Source organism: Vibrio sp. 1249-1, from assembly GCF_033340495.1.
The window spans coordinates 1-6962 of sequence record NZ_JAWOWJ010000034.1 but is presented as its reverse complement, the minus strand read 5'-3'; the positions used below and the strand labels follow the sequence as shown (position 1 = coordinate 6962).

General features: G+C 41.5%; 8 protein-coding genes. All 8 read left to right on the top strand.

What is annotated here, in order from left to right:
- Positions 1-173: 173 nt before the first annotated feature.
- On the top strand, positions 174-644 hold the full coding sequence (locus tag R7Z50_RS23835; protein WP_318149290.1) for a hypothetical protein: 471 nt from the start codon (positions 174-176) through the stop codon (positions 642-644).
- 95 nt (positions 645-739) lie between these two features.
- A complete protein-coding gene (locus tag R7Z50_RS23830; protein ID WP_013857784.1) occupies positions 740-1114 on the top strand; it encodes a hypothetical protein in 375 nt (124 codons plus the stop codon).
- Positions 1115-1184: 70 nt separating this feature from the next.
- Positions 1185-1358 (top strand): hypothetical protein, encoded by a 174-nt coding sequence (locus R7Z50_RS23825; protein ID WP_180766487.1) that lies wholly within the window; start codon positions 1185-1187, stop codon positions 1356-1358.
- 140 nt (positions 1359-1498) lie between these two features.
- Entirely contained in the window at positions 1499-2719 is a 1221-nt protein-coding gene (locus R7Z50_RS23820) for a hypothetical protein (protein ID WP_140090607.1), read from the top strand.
- A gap of 362 nt (positions 2720-3081) precedes the next feature.
- Positions 3082-3819 carry a hypothetical protein gene (locus R7Z50_RS23815; protein WP_213899452.1) on the top strand — a complete coding sequence of 246 codons (738 nt, stop codon included), beginning with the start codon at positions 3082-3084 and terminating at the stop codon, positions 3817-3819.
- A gap of 186 nt (positions 3820-4005) precedes the next feature.
- Positions 4006-4887: a DNA polymerase gene (locus R7Z50_RS23810; protein ID WP_318149289.1), complete on the top strand. Its 882-nt coding sequence runs from the start codon at positions 4006-4008 to the stop codon at positions 4885-4887.
- Between the two features lie 20 nt (positions 4888-4907).
- On the top strand, positions 4908-6356 hold the full coding sequence (locus R7Z50_RS23805; RefSeq protein ID WP_213899453.1) for an ATP-binding protein: 1449 nt from the start codon (positions 4908-4910) through the stop codon (positions 6354-6356).
- Positions 6357-6594: 238 nt separating this feature from the next.
- Entirely contained in the window at positions 6595-6933 is a 339-nt protein-coding gene (locus R7Z50_RS23800) for a hypothetical protein (RefSeq protein ID WP_213899454.1), read from the top strand.
- Positions 6934-6962 lie beyond the last annotated feature (29 nt).

The following is a 6962-nucleotide window of genomic DNA, read 5'->3' as shown; positions in this document are numbered from 1 at the left end:
GAAAATGTAGAAAACTGTGTTGGAAAGACAGGAACGGTACCGGAGAAGACAGGAAAAACTCCTAGTCGTATTAAGCTGAAAATCGAATTTATATTATTGAATTGTAATAACTTTTACTGGATTAGTTCGGTGAGAGTACTCTTCTTTCCAGTTCGACATATAAAGGAGTTTCTATGAACCAAGCCAAAAACAGCAGGAAGAATGCAGAGGCTGATACATCTAAAACCACATCAGTAGGCAATCCATTCTCTACCATTCTCAAAACAGGTGAAGCGCCAAAACTAGGATCAAAGTCCCAAGGAACGGTGCTCTACGAGATTGCTCAAAACAGCGAAGATGACCAACTCTACTTTCGAATTGCCGGACAAAGTGGTGGGGCCGGATTACATTCAAAACAATGGATTCTTCTCAGTAGGCTGCTAGACCTTATTGAATCGCAGGGTGATAAACCATGGAAAAGTCAGGTGTATAAATCTCTCTATTCTTCAGGTTCAGCCAATAACCAAGGTTTTTGCGCCTCAATAGTTAGAGACTTAGGTCTAGCCAAAAAGTCCGAATCATCAATTTATCTTCACGTACTAGGCGACGAATACCAACAACTAAAAGCAGAGCTATTAGCGCTCGCAGACAAGAAAACAAAATAACCCTTCCATTTATCGTCGTTGACGTCGTACCGACGACACCGACAGTAATCACTATCAAATTCTTCAATCAGTAAATCTAATAAGGAAATGTAGTAATGAAAAAACTACTAATCAGTGCGTTAGTTCTAGCTAGCTTTGGTGCATCAGCAGGTCTATTTAGTTCGGATACAGATGATGCAATCCAGACAATTAAAGAAGGCAGCCCAGATGGTTGCCCTTACGTAATAGGGGACATGATCGACTTGGCATTCACCAATGAAACATGGAAATCAGGTAAAACCAAATCGGGGCGAATCTTCGTTGATATTGAAGGTGATGTGAATTTCCGCAATCAAGAGCAGAAAGCATTTATGCAATTCGAAGTTGATGGGGATGAGTTCTGGCTCAATACATTGAAGCTAAATAACCAGTACCAAAGTCAGATGATGACTCGTAGCTTCGCAAATCATCTATGCGATTCAGTTAAGTAAGCTGGGATATTAAATCGTTAAGGGTGATATCGAGAGGTATTGCCCTTTTTACATCCCAGAAGGAGCAAACATGCAAAGCAAAACCTTTTCACAATCATCATCCCAATCCAAAAAGAACACAGGTATTCGTGCGGCTAAAGTCGGTGCTGCTATTGGGGCTAGGTATGGTCCATATGGGGTACTAATTGGTGGTATAGCTGGCTTCGTAATTGGTGTCGTCGCCGACGAGGTTATAGATGATTGACGGACAAGTTAGGTGAGCAGGGGGTAACCTCTGCTTTTTTGTTGTTGTCGTTAGTTCGCTATACGTCGACGACGATACAACATTAAAGCTTTCAGTATCGTTACGGTATCATTGTTTTTTTGGATAAATCTTGAAGAACAATGAGTAAAGCTAGACAGCCATTTACGATAGATTGCAAAGATAAAGACTTACAAGTATTTGAGCTAAATATCGTAGAACATCATCCGGAGCTTAAACAGCTAAAAATAGGAGGAAAATTAAGCTACGAACATCCTCAATTCCATGAGCTTTCTATAAAGGTCAACGATATGCCCGGAAATAGTAAGCCCTATTGTATTTTTGCTATGAACCTTTTTGGGTTGGATGACATTGAAGAGTACTACTGGGAGTGTCAAACATTACTGGAAAGACCTATTTCTCAGTTAGTTAAGAATGACTCGTTAGAGTTGAGCGTAAGAGCCGAGATGCATCGAATTATGCATACGATAGAGTTTCGACACCCATACAATAATGAAGTCACTTTGATGGCTCGTGAGCTTGTCGAATTGGTTGAGCATTGTTGTTATGCATGGGACAACTGGTTGTTTACTGTGTTGAAAGCACAAATAGGAAATGAAGAGGCGATGTTCACTCCAGAGCTTCTTACCGAAATTCTTGATAAATGTTCTTATGTTGCAGACCAATTGGTTTTACTATCGAAGCTACCTGTAATGAATACAGGTGCATTCGAAGAGTTTCGTCCTAATCAAAAATACGCCTTACTAGCCAAATCCTTATTGCAGCTCTATCAAGACACAATTGTAAGCCATGTGCAGTGTTTAGTTGATGACCTGCAATCAGAGCTACTCACTACTATGGGATATGAGAAGTTATTGAGGATAGATACTAAGCGATATGTGGATATGGTGCTCTACTACGAGCTCTCTAAGCGTGCAGCAGAATTAGAAATGGAGCATACGGGTATCAAGTATGAACGAGAAGTGGAATTAAAAAGTCCCAATGCGTTTATCTATACTCGTCTACATGGTGGTTACAAAGCTAGCGATATCAGAGCAACGTATCGCTGGTTATTTATTAAAGCGTGGCTATATTCATGGTTAAAGGTTAATGCAGTGTCTGCCAATAAAGCAGCAGAAGAAATGGCAAAAAATGATCGCTTCTTTTATCTGGATAAAGTGAGTAGGAAAGTGGGGAAGGATGGTGTAGTTGAGTCTGATGATGAATGCTATGCCAGAAGACAGAAGCAACTCAATTCAGAGTTTAGTAAGTGGAAGAAGTATGATGGACCATTTGCTTATATATCAGATAGTTTGTTCAGTAAAAGTAGGAATGCATACGAGAAATCACAACAGTCAAAGTAGCGTGAGTTAGATGCCCAAAGAGAAGCGAAAGCTTCTCTTTTTTTATGCCTGTAGCTTTTACAAGCACTTTGGAAATTATCTTCGTGGGGGAGCTGGTTAAATGTATTTCGTGGTTAGGAAAGAAGGTTCCAACGATAAGTTTGGCTATTGCAAGCACTTTGGAAATTCAACTCTACGACATTGCTGTTTAATGCAAACCAACGAGACGGAACGCCTTCTCGATGCTCTTTAACAATCTGGAAAGTAACGCTCTACTATTTTTGAATGTTGATTTAGCAACTTAATGGGTAGCTGAATGGCTGCCTATTGCGATGCTGAATTAAGTCGCATCAATTTCTATTGATAACTTAGGAGAGAATGAAATGAGTCTATTTGAAAAACTAAATGAACAGGCTGAAAAAGTAGCTAACTTCAAAGCGCAGATTCCTAGTAACGCATTGTCAAACATGATGCCGTCAGATGGTGTTCCATTTATGACGAAGTCTGAAGTACAAAAAATGCTAACGATTGAGCGATACGATGACGAGACAGGATATAAGTATACATATTATGTAGATGCCGATGTTGCACAGTCCTTACCAAAAAAAGAAGTATCTCAAAAGGTGCTTCATGTTCTGCAAACGACTAAAAACGATATTCGCTTTGTTCTATTGAGTAGCAACCCTTCAAACTCTTGGAACCGCAGTAAATTAGATGCGGTGAAGGTGAGTGCTGAGGGGAAGGTTATCTCCGTAAAACGTAACAAAGAGGCTGGTGTTTATAGTTACTCGGTTGAGCATGATATCGCCCCATTCGATGTTGATATGTCTCTTGTAGCGAAAGCTTTTGATGAAACGTTTGGTGGAGAGTATCACATCGATTCCCTAGAACACCCTGTAGCTCAAGCGTTGTTGGAAAATAAAGGTGAGTTCGTTGACGTCGTCGACGGTGATACTGAACAAAAGCAAGTGAATGACGACGCCGACGATGAAATAGTGAGAGATCCTTCCGAAGATGGAATTTTCTCGGACGAACCAGAGCCGTTAGAAGAATTGGAAGAACTCGAAATTGAAGATGAGATTGACCTTGATGATTTGGATTTCGATGATATTGCAGCATGAATCGCAATCGCACGTTATGGTCTGGGATCACATACCTATGCGCTGAATAAACAGTTACTTGTTCACTCAGCGCAAGGTTACCTACCTGATTATATCACTCAAGAGGTTAAATCTGTTTCGAGCTTACCCCCTTTGGATGTTCAACGTCGTATTACGCGGCATATAGAGCATCTAAAAAGCAGAGAAGTGATTAGAGTAAATCGTACTGCAATGCTTAAGCGAATTGGTTCGTACTCACAGAAAAAATCGGGTACAAGCCAATTCGTAGCTAAGCAATATCAAGGAATTGTTAAAGCATTAAACACAGATTCTACCGGACATTGGTATCGTCCAGTCGTCTCGGCTTTTCATACTAAAACAGGTCGTGATCATGCTCTTGGTTCTTCTCTGAACCAAGTCCCTAAGCAGTACTGGAAGTCTGTACTGAGCCCACCTAAAGGCAGTGTTTATACCCTTTTAGATTACCAGCAACAAGAACCCATGATTGCCGCTTATTTTGCGCAATGTCAGGTGCTCATGAATTGGTACCAAAAGGGGGACATATACAAGAATCTCGCTCAGTTAGTTGGCGGCCAATTTAGCCGTGACCAGTGTAAGCAAATGCTCATTGGGCGTTTATATGGTATTGGTTATCAGACACTCGCTGAAAAACTGGGTATTGCCTTGAGTCGAGTTAGAGCTCTGTCTAATGAGCTATCTCGTCTTATTTACCCAATTGACCGCTATCTTGCTAGATCTGCCGATGTTATTCGACATCAAGGCTTCGCTCGTTCCTTAGATTGGAAATACACCATTTCGGATTTGGACGGGCAACTCTCGCTAACTAATTGGAAGATTCAAGCAACAGGTGCCGACATTATGCGCCGAGCCTGTCTACGTCTTGATGATGCCAACATTCCACTTCTACTCACCAACCACGATTCGTTCTTAGTGAGGTTAGAACAAGCACAATTTCAAAACCAATTGGATGCGGCAACTCAGGCTCTCACCGACGCCGCCGCCGATGTTCTAAATGGTTTCCGTTTAAAAGTGGCAGTCGAAATGACGCTGCCATCCCAAGAAAAATAGTATTAAAGGAGATTTTTACAATGGCTGATAAAAATGTATTCGTAGAGTTTTTAGAGCAGTTTGGTCCTAGTGTTGTTAAGCAGGACGAGTCACGTACACCATATTTGATTGAGCATACCGGAGAGTCTAAGCAAGCAATCCCATTAGATTCTGATAAGGGAGAGCAGATGCTGCGTAAGTTCGCTAAGCGAGTAGAGTTAAGATTGGTTGGTAAAAACGTGAAAGATGCATTCGAGGAAGTCAAAGCTATCGCATGGGAGCATGAGCAACCGTTGATTAAACCTCAAATTCGATATGGTATAGCTCCGGGAACTAAAACAGTGACCATTGACCTATCGAACGGTCAGATTGCTCAACTTAGCGCTCAAGGTGTTGAAGTGTTGGATACAATGCCCGCAAGTAATGAGAATCTTTATTTTCAGCGACCGAGCTTTCAGTTACCAATGGTTACTCCTAAGTTGCCATGCGATGACACCAAATCAGCCTTGGCCAAACTGAGAAAGTTCATTAACACCGATACGAATACTTTCTTCTTGCTGGTAGCTTATATGACTTACTTAATGGCTAACCCTAAGGCGAAAGGTGTTCCTTACCCTATCTTGATGATTCAGGGTGAAAAGGGGGCGGGGAAAAGCTTCTTCTGTAATAACGTGCTTCGTGGTTTGCTAGATCCTAGTGCAGTATCTGGCTTATCAATGCCTTCGGAAAGTAACTTTATTAAGACAATTAATGGTATGTCTCTGGTGGTTATCGACAACTTGAGAAAGTTGACCCGTAATCAAAGTGACCTGCTATGTACGGTTGCTACAAAAGGCACAAAGCCAGTAAAAACCTTGTATAAGACCTCAGATGTGACTCTTCTTGAGTTGCATAGTCCATTAATACTAAACGGTATTCATGATTTTGTTAAAGAATCCGACTTAGCTTCCCGTTGTCTCCGAGTCAACTTGGAGCCGATGAAGAAAGGCAATCGACGTCCTGAACAAGAGCTGAAAGCTGAGTTAGAAGCATCGATGCCAGAGATATTCGGCGCCTTACTGACTCTCGCATCCAAAGCGTTGGCAGTATTGCCTGATGTTGAGGTGATGCACGAAGCTCGCATGATGGACTACGCCAAATGGATCGGAGCGCTAGAAAAAATCTGGAAACTTCCAGAGGGTAAGCTGCAAAAAGTGTACGAGAAGAATGTAGAGTCGCTGATGGCGTCGGGCATGGCAGATGATAGTCTAACTATTGCTTTTACGGCATTGCTTAAGAAAGCTGGAGGTAAGCCGTGGAAGGGCAAACCTTCCGAGCTTCTGAATAAGCTTCAAGAGTTTGAAGAAAGCATGTACCTACCTAAAGGTGCAGCGGCGTTGTCAGCAAAGATTAAGGGGCAAGAATCGAGCTTGAATGCCAATGGCATTTACTTCAAGTTTGGACGAGATGCAGAGCGTTACATTATGGTATCAGATAAACCTTTGATTTAATCATCAAATCCGGTATCGGTGGCTTTGCTCATCGGTGCCGGTTTTTTTTGTTTTAGTGCCGTCGTCGACGGTTGGTGTCGTTCAGATATTTGTGCCTATTCATATAGCCTCTTTCGTATACAGCCTTTAACCATTAAATATCCTTGTTTAACTAAGTTGAACCTTTTAACGATTACCTGTTTAATATATGAGCTTGAATGCTGTGCATTTTGTTTTAATGTAAGATAAGAGAAGAATAATGGAAAAAATTAAGTATGAAGAACTAACGTCGGGCAAGGCTGAAAAGTTAATTGGCGATAAGGTGTCATTTGAAGTTGTAGGCCTTAGCGGCAGGATGGGTAGCGCAGTGACCACGCTTGAAAGGCTAATCGAAAGCTCAGATCTTTCTTGCCGTATATATACTTATGGTCGAATTGCAGCCGCTGGTGGTAGCTTTTTTGGTGGCATTACGGGAGTTGTGGGAGTTGCTTCCGTTATAGGTATGGCCGCTCATAATATAGCCACATATAACCCGGATTATGAAATTGCAAAACATCAGATAGATAACAAACTTTCTGTAACCTATAAAAAGAGCTAGTCTTTCCACCCAACTTTAACCCCATTCCA